This window comes from Trueperaceae bacterium (genome assembly GCA_036381035.1).
Classification (GTDB): domain Bacteria; phylum Deinococcota; class Deinococci; order Deinococcales; family Trueperaceae; genus DASRWD01.
On record DASVDQ010000060.1, the window covers coordinates 1 to 17,102 of the forward strand.

Sequence of the window (17,102 nt, forward strand, 5' to 3'; positions counted from 1 at the left end):
GGGCTACTGCCTGCTCCACGGCTCGCCGACGACCAGCCACTCGTGCAGGGCGGCGTAGGCGCGCTGCTGCGTGGCCGAGAACTGCTCCTGGGGGAGCAGCGGATAGAAGAGGATAGTGCGGCCCAGCGAGATGAGCGGTGAAGATTGCAGCGTCGCGCTCACGCCGCCGGGCAGGTTGCGGGGCGGGTAGAAGATCTCCGCCGGGTTGGCAGGGTTCCGCTGCAGCGGCAGCGAGGTGACGAGCGCCAAGGCGAGGGCTATGCCCAGCACCCCGCCGCCGACGCCGCCGAGGAGCTGGTACGGCCAGTCCGGCCCGCGGCCCGGGTCGTAGAGGCGCCGCCCTATGAGCCCGAGGACGAGGCCGCCCAACGCCGCCGCGGCCACGGCCGCCCAGGGGTTCGACTGGCCGATGCGCAGCAGCGGCCCGACCGCCAGGGCGGCGCCCAGGCCCACGAACAGCCCGATGAGCTTCCTGTGGGCCCCGGCGGCCGCGAAGACGGCGACTACGACGACGAGTAGGGCATCGACCCAGGTGATCACGCCCGGATAGCGTAACCGGCGTCTCTGACGGCCCTTATGACCTTCTCCATAGCGGCGTCCACCTCGTCGTCGGTGAGCGCCCGGGAGCCGTGCCTGAAGCGGAAGCGGAGCGCGACGCTGCGCATGCCCTCGGGGAGCTGCGCCCCGGCGTAGACGTCGAACGGCGCGAGGGACTCGAGCAGCGGGCCGGCCGCGGCGGCGCACAGGTCGCGCAGCGCCGCGTAGGTCACGTCGCGCGGGGCGATGACCGCGAGGTCGCGCTCGGCGTGGGGCTGGCGGCTGAACTCGCCGAACCGCACGCGGCGCTCGGCCAGCGGCAGGGCCAGGTCGGCGACGAACGTGGCGGGCAGCTCGTAGGCGGCCTCGACCTCGGGGTGCAGCCGACCGGCGAAGCCGACGGCCTCGCCCTCCCAGACCACCTCGGCGGAGACGCCGGGGTGCAGCTGAGCGTGGGTCGCGGGACGCAGCTCGATGTCAGCGCCGGCGAGCGCCGCCAGCGCCTCGAGCCGGCCCTTGAACGCGTAGAAGTCGCCCGGCACGTCCTCCCGCCAGCCGCCTTCCAGGGCCGGTCCGCGCTGCAGCAGGCAGAGGCGCTCGACCTCGCGCTCGCCGAAGACCCGGCCCACCTCGAAGAGGGCCAGCGCGGGCTCGGCGCGGTTCGTCGCGGCGGCGCCGAGCAGTCCCGGCAGCAGCGAGGTGCGCAGCACGGCGCGGTCGAGGCCCTGGGGGTTCTCGATGCGCACCGCGGCCCGGGGCGAGCGCGAGCGCTCCAGCTCGGCCTCGCCGGTGAAGACGTAGGTGATCGCCTCCTGGAAGCCCAGCGCCGCCAGGCGCTCCTTGAGCTTGCGGTGCGTGGGGTCGGTGGCCGGCGGCACGAAGCGCATGGCCGGCACCGTGGAGCCGATGTGCTCGTAGCCGTGCAGGCGCGCGACCTCCTCGACGAGGTCCTCCTCCAGCCCGATGTCGTAGCGCCAGCTCGGGGGCGTGACGCGCCACTCGCCCGGTCCCTGGTCCCCCACCTCGCAGCCGAGCCGTACGAGGTACTCGCGCTGCCGGTCCGCGGGCACGTCGAAGCCCACGATCCGGCGCACGCTCGCGGGCCTGAAGCTCACGGCCGGCCTCACCGTGTCTCCCCCGGTGACGCTCAGGCCGGCGTGCGCCACGCCGCCCGCGACGTCGGCGATGAGCCGCGACGCGCGGGCCGAGGCGAGGGGCTGGAGGTTCGGGTCGACGCCGCGCTCGAACCGCGTGCGCGCGTCGGTGACGAGCTTGTGGCGCTTGGCGCTGCGCCGCACCGTGACGGGGTCGAAGAGCGCGACCTCGAGTGCCACCGACGTGGTGTCGGCGGCGACGCTGTCGTGGCGGCCGCCCATCACGCCGGCCAGGCCTATCGCCTGGCTCCCGCCGTCGGCGGTCGGGGTCGCGATCACGAGGTCCTCGGCGGCGAGCTCGACCGCCTCCTCGTTGAGGAGCTCGAGGCGCTCGCCCAGTCGCGCCCTCCTCACCTGGATCACGCCGCCCCGCAGCGCGCGCAGGTCGTAGGCGTGGGACGGCTGGCCGAGCTCGAACGTCACGTAGTTCGTGACGTCGACGACGTTGTTGCGCGGCCGCAGTCCCAGCGCCGCCAGGCGCCGCTGCAGCCACAGCGGGCTGGGGCCCACCCTCACGCCGTCGATGCGCCGCAGCGTGAAGCGCGGGCAGCCGGCCTCGTCCCGCACGTCGACGCTGAGGCCGTCGTCGAGGCCGGGGTCGCCGGGGTCGAGGCCCTCGGCCGGGTGCCTCACGCGCCAGCCGAGCTTCGCGCCGAGGTCGCGGGCCACGCCGAGGAGGGAGAAGGCGTCGGCGCGGTTGGGGGTCAGCTCCAGCTCGATCACCGTCTCGTCCGGCCAGAGCTCGGCCAGCGGGGCGCCCACCCGCGCGTCGGGGCCGAACGTCACGATGCCCGCGGCGTGGTCGTAGATCCCGAGCTCCCTGGCGCTGGCGAGCATGCCGTCGCTCTCGACGCCCTGGATGGTCCTCGTGCCGACCTCGCCCTCCACGCCGGGCAGGCGCGCGCCCGGTCGCACCAGGGCACCGTGCTGGCCCACGGCGACGTTCGGCGCGCCGCACACGACCTGCACGGCGGTGCCGCCGTAGGCGGCGACGACCCTCTTCAGGCCCTTGGTGCCGGCGATCGGCTCGACCTCCTCGACGCGCGCCACCACCACGCCCTCGGGCGCCGGCGGCAGGCTGTGGACGGTCTCGACGGCGAGGCCGAGTCCCGAGAGCAGGTCGGCGAGGCGGCCGACCTCGGGCAGCTCCTCGTCGAAGAACTCCTGCAGCCAGGAGACGGGGACCCTCACGGACGGCCTCCTGCCGCCGGCGCGAGGTGCGCGTGCGGCGCCGCCAGGCCCCTCACAGGCGCCCCCTGAACTGGCGCAGGACGCGCATGTCGCTCTGGTAGAAGTACCTGATGTCGGGGACGCCGTACGGCACCATCGCCAGGCGCTCGATGCCGAAGCCGAAGGCGAAGCCGGTCACGCCCTCGTAGCCCACGGACGCGAACACCTTGGGGTGGACCATGCCGCAGCCGCCGAGCTCGAGCCACTCCTCCTGCCCCGTGCGCGGGTTCGTCCACCAGATCGCGAACTCGGCGCCCGGCTCGACGAACGGGAAGTAGGTCGGCAGCAGCCGCGTCCTCGTCCCCTCGCCGATGAGCGCCCGCGCCATCTCGTCGATCGCGCCGCGCAGGTCGGCCATCGTCACGCCCTCGCCCACGACCAGGGCCTCGAGCTGATTGAACTGCGCCTCGTGGGTAGCGTCCACGGCCTCGTTCCTGAACACCTTGCCGGGCACCACGACCTTGAAGGGCGGCTCGTGCGCCTCCATGTACCTGACCTGCATCGGGCTCGTGTGGGTGCGCAGCAGCCGGCCGTCCGTCGTCCAGAACGTGTCCTGCGTGTCGCGGGCGGGGTGCTCGGGCGGGAAGTTGAGGGCCTTGAAGTTGTAGTGGTCGGTCTCGAGCTCCGGGCCGGTGACGACCTCGTAGCCGAGCGAGGTGAACACGTCGAGGAGACGGTTCGTGACGAGCGTCAGCAGGTGCAGGCCGCCGCCGCTGGGGCGGGTGCCGGGGAGCGTGACGTCCACGCTCTCGCCCGCGAGCTGCCTGGCCACGGCCTCGCGCTCCAGCTCCTCGCGGCGCCGCTCGAAGGCCTCCTCCAGGGCCTGCTTCTCGGCGTTGATGGCCTGGCCGGCGGCGCGTCGCTCCTCCGGCGGCAGGGCGCCGAGGCCCTTGAGGCGGGCCGTGATGACGCCCTTCCTGCCCAGCAGGCGCACCCTGTGGGCCTGCAGGGTCTCCAGGTCGGGCGCGGCGGCGATGAGCTCCAGCTCGCGCGCCAGGTCCGTGTTGCCTTCTCGTCCGTCGTCCACCTGCTCACTCTCCAAAGAGAACACCACCGCCCTCGTGGGGCAGTGGTGTCCGTGGCGCGCAGCCTCGGGGCTGGCGCCTAGGCGATAAACGAGGTCGAAGCCGGATGGCTTCTCATGGGCGCGAGTCTATGTCCGGCCCGCGAAACGTGTCAACGAAGCGGCGCGGGCGACGTGCGACCGGGTCAGCGGGGGCGCCAGCCGCGCCGCGCCGCTCCCCCGCCTCGCCGCGTCCGTAGTCGTGGGGCGCGGATGGTCTGCCGCCGACACGCGGCGCCGGTCCGGGCGGATGCATCCTGGCGGCAACGCCCGGACGGGCGGGGAGGGATTCGCCATGACGACAGGCACCCGTAGAGCCGCCCTGACGGTCGCGGCGCTAGCCGCGGCACTGACCTTCGCCGTTGGTCAGGAGGCCGACCCGCTGCGGGGCGCGACGGTCGCGGCGCTGGGCACATTCACGCCCGGCGCGGCGCCCGAGCGGTCTCTGCAGCTCTTGCGCATCACCTTGGAGCCGGGCACTACCATCCCTGAGCATCGTCATCCCGGCGCGGTCGTCGTCGAGGTCGAGGAGGGCGTCTTCGGGACGACCTTCGCGGAGGGCGAGGGCACGATCCAGCGCTCCGAGGGCGAGGTCGAGTCGGTGGCCGCGGGCGAGTCCGCCACGCTCCAGGCCGGCGACTCCCTCGCCTACGAGGGCGCCCTGCACACGATGGCCAACGAGGGCGACGAGACCCTGATCCTGGTCGTGGCGGCGCTCCTCGACCCGAACCAACCCGGCTTCATGTTCGAGGGCATGGACATGGACGGCGAGGACGACGGCCAAGACGGCGACGGCCAGGACGGCGAGAGCGGCTAGAGGGCGCCCAGTCTCCCGAGGGCGCCTTGGGCCGGCGCGGGACCCCTGAGAGGCGCCGCGAGCCCACCGCCGCCGGGGGCGGCCGGCCATAGCCGGCGCGGGCCGCGTCGTTCAGGAGCGTCCGGTCTGTCGCCGGCTCACTCGATCCCGTGCGGCTCCCGCTCGGGCAGCGAGAACAGGTCCACGAGCCACGCCTCGCCGGTGAAGAAGGTGTCGTAGGAGAGCGTCGAGACGGCGTTGTCGCCGCCCCAGGCGTCGGCCTCCTCCTCGGTGGCGAAGGGGCCGACGAGGCGGGGTCCGCCCGCGTAGTCCTCCGGCGCCAGCGGCGTGAGGACCTCGAGGCGCGTGCCGTTCGCGTCGCTGACCTCCCTGGCGACGGCGTGGCGCCGCCGCCACTCGGGACGCGCCGCGAGCTCGACGAGCTTGTCCTTCAGGCGCGCCAGGCCGGCACGGTCGGGGGCGGGCTCTAGGAGCAGCCCGACCGGCTCGTCGCCCGTCCGGTAGAGGGTGGACGCGGGGAACATGACGAGGAGGACGCTCTCGACGATAGGCGCCAGGTCGCGCGTGGCGCGCACGACCTCGCGCGCGTCCTTGCCGGGCAGGGGCTCGGGGAGCAGGTCGTCCACCCGCGCAGGGTAGCCCGGCGCGCGGACCGTGTTCTGTCCGCATGTCCCGCGTCCGGTCCACCCGCGCGGAGAAGGCCGGAACACGCCGGACGCGGCGACGCCCCACAGCCCGTCCGGTCCACCCGCGCGGAGAAGGCCGTGGGGGGCCGGGAACGTGTCGGACCGGGCGCGGCGCGCGCCTCCCGGGCGCCGCCCGTCGCCCCGTTCCCCCGTCGCGCCGCGTTTGCAGTGGCGCGAGGCGAGGGGCTAAGATGCGGGGTGCACAACGTCCCGAAACGGTGCGGGTGGGTTCGGGAAACCCACCCTTTTCCGTGCGGGATGGCGGAGGGTGAGGCGTGGACCTGAAGCAGGCAGCCACCGAGGTGCTCACGCCCCTCGGCTACGAGGTGCTGGAACTCACCGTCAGCAGCTCGGGCCGCTCGCGCAAGGTGCTGCTTCGCATCGACAGGCTCGACGAGGCCGTCGTCACGGTCGACGACGTCCAGAGGGCCTCGGAGGTGTTCGGCCTCGAGCTCGACAGGCTCGACCCCTTCGAGGGTCCCTACCGGCTCGAGGTCGAGTCACCGGGCGCGCAGCGGCCGCTGGTCACGGCGCGCCACTTCGAGCGCTTCCACGACCTCCTCGTGAAGTTCCGCGCCGGCGGCGAGAGCCTCACCGGCCGGGTCCTGCGGGTGGAGGACGGCGCCGTCACCTTCTCCGTGAACGGCGAGGAGCGCACGTTCCCCGTCGCAGACATCGAGCAGGCCCGTCTGGCCGAGTGGCCGGACAAGCCCCGCTAGGGCCGGCTCGTCCACCGAGGCCCGCCCGCGCCGCATGACGAGGCGGCGGGGGCGGGCGAAGCGCGGGGCGACAACCGAATAGTGAGGTGTAGGCAGTGAACAAGGAGTTCGTCGACGCTCTGAACATGCTGGCGGCGGAGCGCAACCTCAGCAAGGAGCAGCTGCTCCATGACCTGGAGGACGCGCTCGCCCAGGCGTTCGAGCGCAACATCATGCCGGGCAAGCAGATCGAGGTCGACCTCGACCCCGACACCGGCGAGATGGAGATCGTGGTCATACGCAAGGTCGTGGAGACCGTCGAGGACCCCGACACGCAGGTGTCGCTCCAGGAGGCCCTCGAGCTCGACGACGAGGTCGAGGTCGGCATGGAGATGGAGTTCCCCGTCGACCCCGACAGGTTCACGCGCATCGCCGTGCAGACGACGAAGCAGGTGATCACGCAGAAGATCCGCGAGGCCGAGAGGGCCATCGTCTACGAGGAGTACAAGGACCGCGCCGGCGACATCATGACCGGCGTCGTGTCGCGCACCGACGCGAAGAAGAACGTCTTCGTCGACCTCGGGCGCGGCGAGGCGATCATGCCGCTGAAGGAGCAGATCCACGGCGAACGCTACATGGTCGGCATGCGCCTGAAGGTGTACGTGCAGAAGGTCGAGCTCTCGCCGCGCGGTCCCTCGATCCTGGTCTCGCGCGCCGCCCCGGAGCTGCTCGAGTACCTGATGCGGCAGGAGATCCCCGAGGTCGCCGACGGCACCGTGGAGATCAAGGCCATCGCCCGCGAGGCCGGGCAGCGCTCGAAGGTCGCCGTGACCTCGAACAACCCCAACGTCGACCCCATCGGCGCCTGCATCGGCCACCGCGGCAGCCGCATCCAGGCGGTGACCGCCGAGCTGCAGCGCGAGCGCGTCGACATCATCCAGTGGGACCCCAGCCCGCGCGAGTTCATCAGGAACGCGCTCTCCCCCGCCAAGGTCGGCAACATCGAGCTGGACACCGAGGCCAAGCGTGCGCGCGTGACGGTGGGCCCCGACCAGCTGTCGCTGGCGATCGGCAAGAGCGGCCAGAACGTGCGCCTCGCGGCCAAGCTCACGGGCTTCAGCATCGACCTGCAGCCGTCCGAGTCGGTCTCCGACCTCGACGCCGCCATGCAGGCCGCCGCGTCCCGCCTGGCCGACCAGGGCCAGGTCGAGCGCACGCACAGCGCCTTCGACGCGCTGTTCGGCGGCGGGCCCAAGCCCGGTGACGAGGCGGGGGCCGAGGGCGCCGCCGGCGACGCCGCCGCGGACGCCGAACGGGGCGCCGAGGCCGAGCCCGCCGAGAGCGGCGAGGAGGATGTCGCCGAGGGCGCCGCGCCCGAGGCCGAGCTCGAAGAGGAGGCGGCCTCCTGAGCATGGTGGCGACGCAGAACGAGAACTTCAGGCGCCGGCGGCACGTCCCCATGAGGCGCTGCGTCGTGTGCCGCGAGTCGAAGCCGCAGGCCGAGATGCTGCGGCTCTACAGGGACGAGTCGGGCGCGTACCACTACGACGCCCGTCGCCGCATGGGCGGGCGCGGCACGTGGGTCTGCCGCGTGTGCGCCGCCGACGCGGTGCAGGAGGACGACGCGAAGAGGCTGAGCCGGGCCTTCAAGGCCCAGGCGGCACAGGTGCTGGGTCTGCTGAGGGAGGCCGCCAGGTCCCCGGAGGGGTCGGCCACGGGCCGGCCGGCAGCCGTCACCGCGCGCCGGGACGGAGGCACGGATGTCTGAGAAGGTGAGGATCTACCAGCTAGCCAAGGAGCTCGGCATCGACAACGCCGAGCTGCTCGCACGGCTCGACGACCTGGGCGTCGAGTACAAGTCCGTGTCGAGCACGCTCGAGGCCGAGGTCGCCGACATGGTCAAGGGCCTCATCGCCGAGGCCGCGCCCGCGGTTGGCGGGTCAGCCCAGGCCGAGGAGGCCCCGGCCGCGGGCGGCAAGGCGGCGCGTCCCGCCGCCACGGCGGTGGCCGAGAAGGCCCCCGCCACCGCCGAGAAGGCCCAGGCCGCGGACGCGAAGGGCGCGGCGCGGGCCGAGAAGGGCGAGGCCGAGGCCGCCAGGCCCACGGCGGGGGCCGAGGAGGCGCCGCGGCGCGCGCCCGTCGTCACCGTGATGGGCCACGTCGACCACGGCAAGACCTCGCTCCTCGACCGCATCAGGCAGACGCACGTGGCCGAGCGCGAGGCCGGCGGCATCACCCAGCACATCGGCGCCTACCAGGCGCAGACGAAGCACGGCACCGTCACCTTCCTCGACACGCCCGGCCACGAGGCCTTCACGACGATCAGGCAGCGCGGCGCGAACGCCACCGACATCGCGGTCATCGTCGTCGCCGCCGACGACAGCGTGATGCCGCAGACCCGCGAGGCCATCGCCCACGCCAAGGCGGCGGACGTGCCGATCGTCGTGGCGATCAACAAGGTCGACCTGCCGCAGGCGAACCCCGACAAGGTCAAGCAGGACCTGATGCAGGTCGGCCTCGTGCCGGAGGACTACGGCGGCGACACGATCACGGTGGAGCTCTCCGCGAAGACCGGCCAGGGCGTCGACGACCTCCTCGAGATGCTCTCGCTCGTGGCCGAGGTCGAGGACCTGCGCGCCGACCCCGAGGCCCCGGTCAAGGGCGTCGTCATCGAGTCGATACTCGACAAGCGCGCCGGCGTCCTCGCCACCGTCCTCGTGCAGGAGGGCACGCTGCGCGTGGCCGACTACATCGTCTGCGGGGAGGTGTGGGCGAAGGTCAGGCGGCTCACCGACCACACCGGCGCGAACATCGACGCCGCCGGGCCCTCCACGCCGGTCCAGGTGCTGGGCTTCTCCGAGCAGCCGGTGGCCGGCACGCTGGTCGAGGGCGTGGCCAGCGAGGTCGAGGCCAAGCGCATCACCGCCGAGCGGCGCGAGGAGCGCGAGGAGCGCAGCCGGCAGGAGATCGGCAAGAAGGGCGTGACCCTCGCCGACCTGTTCGGGAAGCCGAGGAAGAAGACGATCCACCTGCTGTTGCGCGCCGACACGCAGGGCTCGCTGGAGGCGATCAAGGGCGTGCTCCAGCGCGAGTCGGAGGCGACCGAAGAGGTCGACATCGACATCATGCTCGCCGAGGTCGGCGCCCCCACCGAGTCCGACCTGCTGCTGGCGGGCACGGCCGGCGCCTCCGTGCTGTCCTTCGGCGTGAACCCGCCGGGCAGCGTCGTGAAGGCGGCGGAGCGCCGCGGCATCCCGCTGAAGAGCTACCGGATCATCTACGACCTCATCGAGGACGTGCAGAAGATGATCCGCGGGCAGATCGAGCCCGAGTACGAGGAGCGCACGCTCGGCCGCGCCGAGGTGCGCGCCGTGATCCACGTGCCGCGCGCCGGCAACATCGCCGGCTCGTACGTGCTCGACGGCGTCGTGAGGCGCGGCGCCAAGGCGCGCGTGCACCGCGGCGGCAAGGAGGTCTACAAGGGCTCGATCGCCGGGCTCAGGCGCTTCAAGGACGACGTCAGGGAGGTCGGCACCGGCTTCGAGTGCGGTATCAGCCTCCAGAACTACGACAACATCCAGGAGGGCGACATCATCGAGGTCTACGAGCTCGTCGAGGTGCCGGTCGCATGAACCGCGCCGCCACCGGCATCGTGATCCTGGCGGCGCTGATCGCGTCCGTCCTCTACCTGTGGCAGCCGTGGGCGCCCGGCGGATCGGCACTCAAGCTGGGCCTCGACCTGCAGGGCGGCCTGCGCGTGACCCTGCAGACCGAGCAGCCGGACCCGCTGCGCGAGGACCTCAACGCCGCGCGCGACATCATCGAGAACCGCGTCAACCAGTTCGGCGTCGCCGAGGCGCTGGTGCAGACGTCCGGCGACAGGAACATCGTCGTGGAGCTGCCCGGCCTCACCGCCGAGGACCAGCAGCGCGCTCTCGACCTCATCGGCCAGCAGGCCGTGCTCGAGTTCAGGCTGGTGAAGCCGGAGGCGAGCTCGCTGCCGAGCGAGGGCCTGACGCTCGATGACCTCGAGCCGACGGCCTTCACCGGCGAGATCATCGCCACCGCCACGGCCGCGTTCAGCTCCTCCCCCGGCATGCCAGGCGGACCGACCGTGAACTTCACGATCCGGCCCGAGTTCGCCAGCGACTTCGGACAGTTCACGGGCAGCAACCTGGGCCGGCGCATGGCGATCGTCCTCGACGACGCGATCATCACGGCGCCCACGCTCCAGGGCAGGATCTCGACGCAGGGCCAGATCACGGGCATCGGCACCCTCGACGAGGCCTCCGACATCGCGGTCGTCCTGCGCTCCGGGAGCCTGCCGGTCAGCCTGCAGGTGGCGGAGGTGCGCTCGATCGGCCCGACGCTCGGCCAGGACGCCATCAACGCCGGCACGACGGCCGCCGTGGTCGGCGGCGTCGCCGTCATCCTGTCCGTCGTCATCTACTACGGTCCGCTCTTCGGCGGCGTGCTCGCCTTCGGCGTGCTGCTCGCGATGCTGTTCATCTTCGGCGCGCTCGCCGGCCTGGGCGCCTCGCTGACCCTGCCGGGCATCGCCGGCCTCGTGCTGACGATCGGCGCCGCCGTCGACGGGAACGTCATCAGCTTCGAGCGCATCCGCGAGGAGCTGCGCGCCGGACGCGGCATCAGGCTCGCCATGAAGAAGGGCTTCAGCAGCTCGCTCTCGGCGATCATCGACGCCAACGTCACCACCCTCCTGGCCGCCGCGGCCCTGTACCAGTACACCAGCGGCCCGGTGCGCGGCTTCGCGACCACGCTGGCCATCGGCATCGTGGCGTCGGTGTTCGTGAACACCGTGGTCGTGCCGTTCATCCTCGACGTGCTCACCCTCAACAACCGCCGCACGTTCCTGTGGCATGGCTTCGACATCCGCGGGATCCGCCACGTGAGGCGGGGCGCGGTGCTCATGCCCATCACGGCCGCGCTCGCCCTGGCGTCCCTGGCCTGGGTGGCGGTCGAGGGTCTCCCCATGTCCACGGACTTCACCGGGGGCACGAACGTCCTGCTCGCCGTCCCCGAGGGCACCGCCACCGCCGACGTGCGCGCGGCGATAGGCGAGCTCGGCGTCGAGGGCCTCGACCCCGCCGCGGCCACGATCGTCGAGGCCACGGGGCCGGACGGCGGCAGCCAGATGATCGTCCGCACCGGCCTCACGTCCACCGAGCTCGGCGGCGAGGGCGACTTCGGCGCCCGGCTGGCCGACCAGGTGGGCGGTGAGCTGCTGTCGGCCGACTTCGTGGGTCCCGCGATCGGCGCCGACCTCAGGCGCGGCGCGGTGATGGCCGTGCTCGTCTCGCTGGCGCTGATCCTCGTCTACGTCGCCTGGCGGTTCTGGCCGAACTGGCAGGTGGCCGTCGCGGCCGTCGTCGCCACGGCGCACGACACGCTGCTCAGCCTCGGCGTCCTGGCGCTGTTCCAGATGGAGTTCAGCATCCCCGTCCTGGCGGCGCTGCTGTTCGTGGTCGGCTACTCGCTGAACGACTCGATCATCATCGCCGACCGCATCCGCGAGGACCTGAGGACCGAGCGCCAGCTCGGCTACGTGGAGGTCGTCGACCTGGCGATCAACCAGACGCTGACGCGCACGATCGCCACCGGCGGCACGACCCTGCTGCCCGTGATCGCGCTCCTGCTCTTCGGCGGCTCCGTGCTGCAGGGCTTCAGCGTGGTGCTGCTTGTCGGCATCGCGGTGGGGACGTTCTCGAGCATCTACGTGATGAGCCCGCTGGTCGTGTGGCTGCGCCAGACCGGCCGCGCCCGCGCCAGGGCCACGCGCAGGGCGCACGCCTAGCACGCCGGCGGTGGTGGGCCGGTCCTCGGCTCGCCCGCTGAACTGCCGGCGGGCGCCACCCGTTCGCGGTGGCGCCCGCCGGCTTCTCGGGGGAGCTACCCGGCGTCGGCCGCGAGGTCGACCCGGAACTGCCTCAGGAACGCGCCGCGCTGCGAGACGACGGCCCGCCACTCGCCGGGCACGGCCTCGACGTCGTCCGGCAGCGGCAGCTCGAGCGACCGTCCCACGTCCGCCGGCGTCACCCACAGCGACGCCGAGGCGACCTCGGCGTTGCCCGGGTCGAACCACTGCACGTCCAGCCAGGAGCCGGACTCCGGGCCGGCCAGGCGGGAGAGGACCAGCGTGAGGACGGGCCTCCCGTCGACGACGTCGAGGCTCGACGTCGCGTCGAGCTGCGTGTGCTCGGGGCGCGGCGGCACCTCGGGGATCGGCGGTATATAGAGCGGTCTACATGCCGCGAGCGCGGCCACCAGCACGAGCCCGGCGGCGAGCGCGAGCGGGGCGCGCATCAGCTCCCCTCCGACAGCAGCAGTGCCGCCGCCAGCGCTACCGGGGCCGTGTCGGCCCGGAGCACGCGCGGGCCCAGGCGTACCGCCAGCGCGCCGCGCTCGCGCAGGGCCATCACCTCGGCCTCCGTGAGTCCGCCCTCCGGCCCGGTCACGAGCGTGACGGCGGGGGCGGACAGCAGCTCGTCCAGGTGGTCGGCGAGGCCCGAGCCGGCCGCCGGGTCACCGACCACGGCCGCGCCGTCCAAGGGCAGGGACGCGAGCGGCACCGGCTCCTCGACGTCCGGCACCACCGACCTGCCGCACTGGCGCGCGGCCTCCTGAGCCACGCGCCGCAGGCGTCCCAGCTTCACGGCGGAGATCTCCCGCGCCTCGCAGTTCGTGCTCACGAACAGCCGCACGCGCGCCACGCCGAGCTCGGTCGCCGGCCGCACGACGTCGACGAGCTTGTCGCCCTTGAGGAGCGCCACGGCCAGCGTCACGGCCACGCGCGGCTCGGCCGTCGAGGCCCGGGGCTCTCCCAGGCTCAGGACCACGCGCTCGCGGTCCACCGCCGCGAGCGTGCCGCGGGCGAAGCGCCCGCGTCCGTCGAACGCCTCCACCTCGTCGCCCACGCGCAGGCGCAGCACGTCGCGCAGGTGGTGCGCCTCCGGGCCCCTCACCTCGACGCTCTCCCGCAGCTCGTCGACGAGCACGCGGTCGACCCGCTCCACGCGCGCGCCGGTCGTCGACCAGGCACGCTGCACGTCCTTCACCCGTCTGGCGCTCAACCCGCGCCCCTCCGCAGGGCGAGCAGCGACCACTCGCCGGCGCGGCGGCGCTCGGCGACGGCCAGGCCCTCGCGGGCGGCCGACGCGGCGACCTGGTCCTCGAGCCGCGCGAGGATGCCCGTCAGCAGGGCGGTGCCGCCGGGCAGCAGCCTGGCGGCGTAGGCGGGCATGAGCGCGACGTGCAGCTCGGCGTAGAGGTTCGCGACGACCACGTCGCAGCGGCCGGGGAGGCCGGCGGCCGGCTCGAACCGGCCGGAGTCCCCCAGGCCGTCGCTCGCTTCGGGGTTCGCGAAGGGACGCGGGCCGGAGGGCGCCGCCAGCGTGCCCACGGCGAACCGCGCCCGCGACCTGTTGCGCCGGGCGTTCTCCCTCGCCACGGACACGGCGTGGTGGTCGACGTCGACGCCGTACACGGCCTCGGCCCCCAGCGCGTCGGCGGCGATCGCGAGGATCCCCGAGCCGGTGCCGACGTCGATGACGGTCCGGCCCGCCAGGTCCAGCTCCGCGAGCGCCTCGAGCGCCATCCGGGTCGTCTCGTGGTGCCCGGTGCCGAAGGCCGAGCCGGGGTCGAGCCAGACCGCGGTCTCGCCCTCGCGCAGCTCCACCGACCTGTGGCTCGGCGCCACGACGAGCGGCCCCGCCCTCACCGGCTCCAGGGCCGCGCGGTACTCGGCGAGGTAGTCGACGTCGGGCACGTCCTCCCAGGTGCCCGCGATGCCGGTCTCGACCACGTCGGCGAAGTAGGCGACGACCGCGGCGCCTCCCTCCTCCTCGCGCAGGCCCACGCAGCCGAGCTCCCAGAGCCGCGCGGCCTCCGGCGACTCCCCCGTGACCCCCGGCACGCGGAACGCCTTCACTCCGTGGGCGGCGCGGTCCGTCCGCGGGCGTTGGCGCCGGCGGCGGACCTGGCCACCAGGGGGTCGGCCGTGACGATCCTGAAGCCGAGGCGCTCGCCCTCGCGCAGGTAGAACTCGATGTCGGCGGTGCGCGTCCGGCTCCCGAGGCTGCGGCGGCCGTACTCCCTCGTGGCCGCGAGGATCATCGTCTCGGCCAGGCAGGCGGGCACGTGGCCGTCGCCGAAGCGCAGGTCCAGCCCCGAGCGCATGCTCCCCGGCGGACGCACCACGCCGCCCGGCACGACCTCGACGCCCGGCACGTCGCGCACGCTGGGGTGGACGTCGGCGGGCCTCCCCAGGTCGTAGACCCAGGCGCCGGGCTTGACGTGCTGCGGGTAGATGACGGGCCCGGGGTCCGAGGTGGCCGTGAACACCAGGTCGGCGGTCGCCACCTCCTGTAGGTCGGTGGTGGGGACGAACTCGGTCTGCGGGAACTTCGCCCTCAGCGTGGCGGCGCTGCGCGCGAGCCTCTCGCGGTCGCGGCCGACGAGCACGACCCGGCCCACCTCGGGCGCGATCATCCGCGCCACGCCGAACGCGACGACGCCGTTGGCGCCCACGACCGCCGCGGTCGCCCGCTTGAGCCTCACGCCCTGCTGGGCGCAGCGCTTGAGCAGGGCGGGCACCGCGGCCCTGACCGTCGCGGCGGTGTAGGCGCCGCCGTTCGTTACGACGATCTCGGGCACCGCCTCCTGCACGGCGCGCCCCTTGTCGCCGATCGTCGACCAGAACGCGCCGAGGCCGACGACCTCGGCACCGAGCTCGTGGGCGAACCGCGCGCCCTGGATCGCCAGCCGCAGCGCGTCGTCGGGGTGGCTGCGGAACTGGTCTGGCAGGACCGGCATGCCGATGAGCAGGACGCGCAGGGGGCGCCCGTCGGCGGTGACCACGCCGTCGATGACGCCCGTGAGCTGCGGGCGCACCTGCAGGAACAGCCGCTTCACCAGCTCGACGGGCAGGATGCCGGGCTTCACGGTCCGCTCGAGGACGTGCCGGAACCAGCGCAGGCTCGCGGGCTGCCAGACGTCGTCGAGGCTGAGCGGGTGGATCATGAACGCGGCCAGCGCGGTGCCGTCCATGCCCCTCACCGGCGCCGTCTCGCCCAGGCGCGGCTCGGTGCCGTCGCGGATGCGCGAGAGGTGCGCCTTGTGCCGCCAGCCGACGCAGGCCGCCACGAGCGCGGCGGCGAACGCGACCTCCCAGGCGACGGAGCCGGCCCACGCCCCCGCGACGGACGCGACGCCGAGCCCCAGCACCCCCCACACGGTGGCGAGCGCCACGTAGCCGGTCCAGCCGAGCACTGCCGCCCACGCGACGACCGGCACCGCGAGCAGCCACAGCGGCGCGGCTCCCAGGGCGTACAGACCGGCCAGTCCACCGAGGACGACGGCGTTGCCCCGGCCCCGCGGCGCGACCGCGATGCCGGGCAGCGGCAGCGGGGCGAGGTGGCCCACGACGACGCCGAACAGCCCGGCCGCCGCGAGCGCCGCCACCAGCCCCCGCTCGGACGCGGCCACGGCCAGCAGGCCGCCCGGCTCGAGGCCGGGCGGCGAGGCCAGGGAGCCGACGAAGACGAGCAGTGCGAGAAGCCAGCCCGCCACGACGCCGGCGGCCAGTCCGAGCATGCCCTTGAGCACGTCGAGGCCGAACGCCGCCAGCGCGACGCCGCCGCCGACCAGGCGGGTGACGTTCTCGACGCCGAGCAGGTGGGGGTTGACCTCGCGCGGCGCCCAGCCCGACAGGCGCTCAACCAGGCGTGCCCCGAGGGGCAGCGACCCCACGAGGAACGCCGTCAGGAACGCGATCGCCGCGGCTAGGGCGACTTCCATGGACGGTAATTCTACGCCCCGACCCGGTGGTACCATGCCGGTCGTGGACAGCCGAACCCCTCCGCACAACCTCGAGGCCGAGATGAGCGTCCTCGGGTCGATACTCCTGGACAACGAGGTCTACGCCTCCCTGGAGGGGTCCCTCACCGAGAACCACTTCTACAAGGAGTCCCACCGCAAGATCTTCCGGGCGATGGAGCGGCTCCACCGCCGCGGCGAGCCCGTCGACCTCGTCACGCTCACGGAGGAGCTGCGCTCGGCCGGGGAGCTGGAGAGCGTCGGCAGCATCAACTACCTCATCGGCCTGGCCGACGGCGTGCCCACGGCGGCGTTCGCCGACAGCTACGCCCGCATCGTCATGGAGAAGGCCACGCTGCGCGAGCTCATCGCCGCCAGCGGCCGCATCATGCAGGCGGCCTACGACCAGGCCCTGCCCATCGAGGACGTGCTCGACGAGGCCGAGAAGGGCATCTTCGAGCTCACGACGAAGAAGCGCCGCGCCAGCTTCGAGAACATGCACTCGCTGGTGAGCGCCACGTTCCAGCAGATCAACGACAGGTTCGTGAACCCGACGCCGGTCTCCGGCCTGCCCACCGGCTTCCACGACCTCGACCAGATGACGGCCGGGCTCCACCCGTCCACCCTCAACGTGCTGGCCGCCCGCCCGTCGATGGGCAAGACGGCCCTGGGCCTGAACATCGTCCTCAACGCCGCGCTGAAGGCCGAGGCGGCCGTGGGCATCTTCTCGCTGGAGATGTCGGCGATCCAGCTCGTGACCCGCATGCTCTGCTCCGAGGCGCGGGTCGACATGTCGCGCGTCCGCAACGGCCAGCTCACCGAGCGCGACTTCCAGCGCCTCGCCGACACGGCCGGACGCATGTCGGAGGCGCGCATCTTCATCGATGACAACGCCGACATGTCGGTGATGGAGCTGCGCTCCCGCGCCAGGCGCCTGAAGCAGGAGCAAGGGCTCGACCTGCTCCTCATCGACTACCTGCAGCTCATGTCGGCCGGCGCACGGGGCCAGGGCGAGAACCGTCAGCAGGAGATCTCGACGATCTCGCGGGGCCTCAAGGCGCTGGCGCGCGAGCTCGACATCCC

At 73.3% G+C, this 17,102-nt stretch carries 15 protein-coding genes; 7 read left to right on the plus strand and 8 right to left on the minus strand.

Features of this window, described 5'->3' with window-relative positions:
• Window positions 1–3 precede the first annotated feature (3 nt).
• Genes VF202_07505 through pheS form a run of 3 tightly spaced genes read right to left on the minus strand, consistent with a single transcriptional unit; the run spans window position 4 to window position 3,972 of the window.
• On the minus strand, window positions 4–540 hold the full coding sequence (locus tag VF202_07505) for a hypothetical protein (GenBank protein HEX7039938.1): 537 nt from the start codon (window positions 538–540) through the stop codon (window positions 4–6).
• Window positions 537–2,882, minus strand: a complete 2,346-nt coding sequence (gene pheT / locus VF202_07510) for a phenylalanine--tRNA ligase subunit beta (GenBank protein ID HEX7039939.1) — start codon at window positions 2,880–2,882, stop codon at window positions 537–539. The genes VF202_07505 and pheT overlap by 4 nt, the downstream gene beginning before the upstream one ends.
• A 52-nt stretch (window positions 2,883–2,934) precedes the next feature.
• Entirely contained in the window at window positions 2,935–3,972 is a 1,038-nt protein-coding gene (gene pheS / locus VF202_07515; GenBank protein ID HEX7039940.1) for a phenylalanine--tRNA ligase subunit alpha, read from the minus strand.
• A gap of 307 nt (window positions 3,973–4,279) precedes the next feature.
• Between pheS and VF202_07520 the strand changes: the two genes are divergently transcribed.
• Window positions 4,280–4,801 (plus strand): cupin domain-containing protein, encoded by a 522-nt coding sequence (locus tag VF202_07520; GenBank protein ID HEX7039941.1) that lies wholly within the window; start codon window positions 4,280–4,282, stop codon window positions 4,799–4,801.
• A gap of 137 nt (window positions 4,802–4,938) precedes the next feature.
• Here VF202_07520 and VF202_07525 read toward each other — a convergent pair whose 3' ends face one another.
• Window positions 4,939–5,427, minus strand: coding sequence for a hypothetical protein (locus VF202_07525; GenBank protein ID HEX7039942.1), 489 nt, complete (start codon window positions 5,425–5,427; stop codon window positions 4,939–4,941).
• Window positions 5,428–5,762: 335 nt separating this feature from the next.
• On the opposite strand from VF202_07525, the gene rimP reads away from it, so the two are divergent.
• The 5 genes from rimP (at window position 5,763) to secD (ending at window position 12,000) form a co-directional block, all read left to right on the plus strand.
• On the plus strand, window positions 5,763–6,206 hold the full coding sequence (gene rimP / locus VF202_07530) for a ribosome maturation factor RimP (protein HEX7039943.1): 444 nt from the start codon (window positions 5,763–5,765) through the stop codon (window positions 6,204–6,206).
• A gap of 95 nt (window positions 6,207–6,301) precedes the next feature.
• The gene (nusA, locus tag VF202_07535) at window positions 6,302–7,594 is read left to right on the plus strand and encodes a transcription termination factor NusA (GenBank protein HEX7039944.1); all 1,293 of its coding nucleotides are present in this window, start codon (window positions 6,302–6,304) and stop codon (window positions 7,592–7,594) included.
• A 2-nt stretch (window positions 7,595–7,596) separates the two neighbouring features.
• Window positions 7,597–7,953, plus strand: coding sequence for a YlxR family protein (locus tag VF202_07540; GenBank protein ID HEX7039945.1), 357 nt, complete (start codon window positions 7,597–7,599; stop codon window positions 7,951–7,953).
• Window positions 7,946–9,817, plus strand: a complete 1,872-nt coding sequence (gene infB, locus VF202_07545; GenBank protein HEX7039946.1) for a translation initiation factor IF-2 — start codon at window positions 7,946–7,948, stop codon at window positions 9,815–9,817. The genes VF202_07540 and infB overlap by 8 nt, the downstream gene beginning before the upstream one ends.
• Window positions 9,814–12,000, plus strand: a complete 2,187-nt coding sequence (secD, locus tag VF202_07550) for a protein translocase subunit SecD (protein HEX7039947.1) — start codon at window positions 9,814–9,816, stop codon at window positions 11,998–12,000. The genes infB and secD overlap by 4 nt, the downstream gene beginning before the upstream one ends.
• A gap of 95 nt (window positions 12,001–12,095) precedes the next feature.
• On the opposite strand, the gene VF202_07555 is transcribed toward secD, so the two are convergent.
• Genes VF202_07555 through VF202_07570 form a run of 4 tightly spaced genes read right to left on the minus strand, consistent with a single transcriptional unit; the run spans window position 12,096 to window position 16,001 of the window.
• On the minus strand, window positions 12,096–12,509 hold the full coding sequence (locus VF202_07555) for a hypothetical protein (GenBank protein HEX7039948.1): 414 nt from the start codon (window positions 12,507–12,509) through the stop codon (window positions 12,096–12,098).
• Window positions 12,509–13,276: a 16S rRNA (uracil(1498)-N(3))-methyltransferase gene (locus VF202_07560; GenBank protein HEX7039949.1), complete on the minus strand. Its 768-nt coding sequence runs from the start codon at window positions 13,274–13,276 to the stop codon at window positions 12,509–12,511. Before VF202_07560 ends, VF202_07555 begins: the two co-directional genes overlap by 1 nt.
• A complete protein-coding gene (locus VF202_07565; protein ID HEX7039950.1) occupies window positions 13,273–14,118 on the minus strand; it encodes a 50S ribosomal protein L11 methyltransferase in 846 nt (281 codons plus the stop codon). The genes VF202_07560 and VF202_07565 overlap by 4 nt, the downstream gene beginning before the upstream one ends.
• Window positions 14,119–14,129: 11 nt before the next feature.
• On the minus strand, window positions 14,130–16,001 hold the full coding sequence (locus VF202_07570; protein ID HEX7039951.1) for a glycerol-3-phosphate acyltransferase: 1,872 nt from the start codon (window positions 15,999–16,001) through the stop codon (window positions 14,130–14,132).
• Window positions 16,002–16,044: 43 nt separating this feature from the next.
• Here VF202_07570 and dnaB point away from each other — a divergent pair.
• The coding region (gene dnaB / locus VF202_07575) for a replicative DNA helicase (GenBank protein ID HEX7039952.1) at window positions 16,045–17,102 on the plus strand (1,058 nt) is incomplete at its 3' end.

Bases quoted from the DNA above. Each gene is read 5' to 3' on its own strand.
- VF202_07520 (HEX7039941.1), top strand. From the start codon at position 4,280: ATGACGACAGGCACCCGTAGAGCCGCCCTGACGGTCGCGGCGCTAGCC.
- VF202_07540 (HEX7039945.1), top strand. From the start codon at position 7,597: ATGGTGGCGACGCAGAACGAGAACTTCAGGCGCCGGCGGCACGTCCCC.
- infB (HEX7039946.1), top strand. From the start codon at position 7,946: ATGTCTGAGAAGGTGAGGATCTACCAGCTAGCCAAGGAGCTCGGCATC.
- secD (HEX7039947.1), top strand. From the start codon at position 9,814: ATGAACCGCGCCGCCACCGGCATCGTGATCCTGGCGGCGCTGATCGCG.
- VF202_07555 (HEX7039948.1), bottom strand. From the start codon at position 12,509: ATGCGCGCCCCGCTCGCGCTCGCCGCCGGGCTCGTGCTGGTGGCCGCG.
- VF202_07570 (HEX7039951.1), bottom strand. From the start codon at position 16,001: ATGGAAGTCGCCCTAGCCGCGGCGATCGCGTTCCTGACGGCGTTCCTC.